This window comes from Actinoplanes sp. NPDC051346, from assembly GCF_040682215.1.
Classification (GTDB): domain Bacteria; phylum Actinomycetota; class Actinomycetes; order Mycobacteriales; family Micromonosporaceae; genus Actinoplanes.
On sequence record NZ_JBFBAJ010000041.1, the window covers coordinates 1 to 1455 of the forward strand.

A 1455-nucleotide genomic window follows, 5' to 3' on the forward strand; every position below is an offset into this window, starting at 1 on the left:
GCCGAGGTAACCGCGTGCCAGCCCGCTTCCAGCGATGTACAGCTCTCCCGGCACACCGACTGGTACAGGCTGCAAAAACTCATCCAACACAAACAACCTGGTGTTGGCGACCGGAGATCCGATGGTGACGGGCTGCCCGTAAGCCAGCAGGCCGCCACTAGCACAGACCGTCACCTCGGTCGGTCCGTACGAATTGATCAGCCGGTATCGGGCCGAGGCCTGGTCCACGAGCCACTGTGGGCATGCTTCGCTGGCCGTGATGACCGTCGTCCCGGCACGGAACGCATCCGGCGGCAGAGAGGCCAGCAGGGACGGCGTGACCGTCACGTGGGTGATCTTGCCGGTATTCGCCGCTGCGCCTTCCGCACCGAACAGTCGATCAGGTGCGGACGGGACCACCGCGCCGCCGGCGAACAGCGCCATGTACATCTCCCACACCGAGCCGTCGAAGCCGATCGAGGCCAGCTGCAGCACCCGGCTACCGGGCCGCACCTCGAACTCGTGCTGATAGCGGTGCGCCAGCCTGCTCAGCCCGCGATGGGTGACAACAACGCCCTTCGGCGCGCCGGTGGAGCCGGACGTGTAGATGACGTACGCACCGTGATCGAGGGACAGCTCGGGCACCGGATCGTGGCTCGGGTAAGCCGCCGCCTTTTGCCACAGGTCGTCTCCGACGACGATCCTCTGTGCGGCCCCGGTGCCCGGCAGGGCTGAGACGTCGTCGACCACGATGACCGGCGCCGAAACGTTGGAGAGGATGTACTCCTGCCGGACGACGGGATAGTCCGGGTCCACCGGCACATAGCAGCCGCCTGCCTTACCGACCGCCAACATGACGACAATCAGGTCAGCGGACCGGCGCATGGAGACGGCGACTGGAACGTCCGGCCCGACGCCAATGGTCGCGAGGTAGTTCGCCAGCTGGTTGGCCCGCAGGTTCATGGCTTGGTATGTGAGCTCGACATGGTCGTCCACCACGGCGAGTGCGTCCGGATGGGCGGACACCTGACGGCCAAAAAGCTCCGGCAGCGTCGCGGAGGCCACTTGCGGCGATCCGGCATTGAAGTCCTCGAACAGCCGGTGCCGCTCGATCTCGCTCAGCACATGCAGGCTGCTGAGCCGGGCCGCGGGGTCCTGGGCCACTTGCTCGAGCAGGAACATCAGCCGCCGGCCGACCGCTTCGGCTCCCGCCCGGGTGAACAGGTCGGTGGCATAGGTGACCGCCAGATCGAGCTCCCCGGAGTCCTCCTGGACGACGAAGCCGAAGAAGAGGTCGAACTTGGCTGTGTCGAACGGCGGCTTCTCGTTGACCACCTCCAGCGTGTCCAACTCCAGCACGAGTCCCCGGTCCACCGCGAAGGCGATTTGGAAGAGGGGGTGTCGGGCGAGGGAGCGGGTGGGTTGTAGGTGTTTGACGAGGAGTTCGAAGGGGAGGTCTTGGTGGTTGTAGGCGGC

1 protein-coding gene is annotated in these 1455 nt (G+C 66.1%); it reads right to left on the reverse strand.

Features of this window, described 5'->3' with window-relative positions; genetic code table 11:
- The coding region (locus AB0M36_RS37615) for an AMP-binding protein (RefSeq protein ID WP_364167591.1) at positions 1–1455 on the reverse strand (1455 nt) is incomplete at both ends.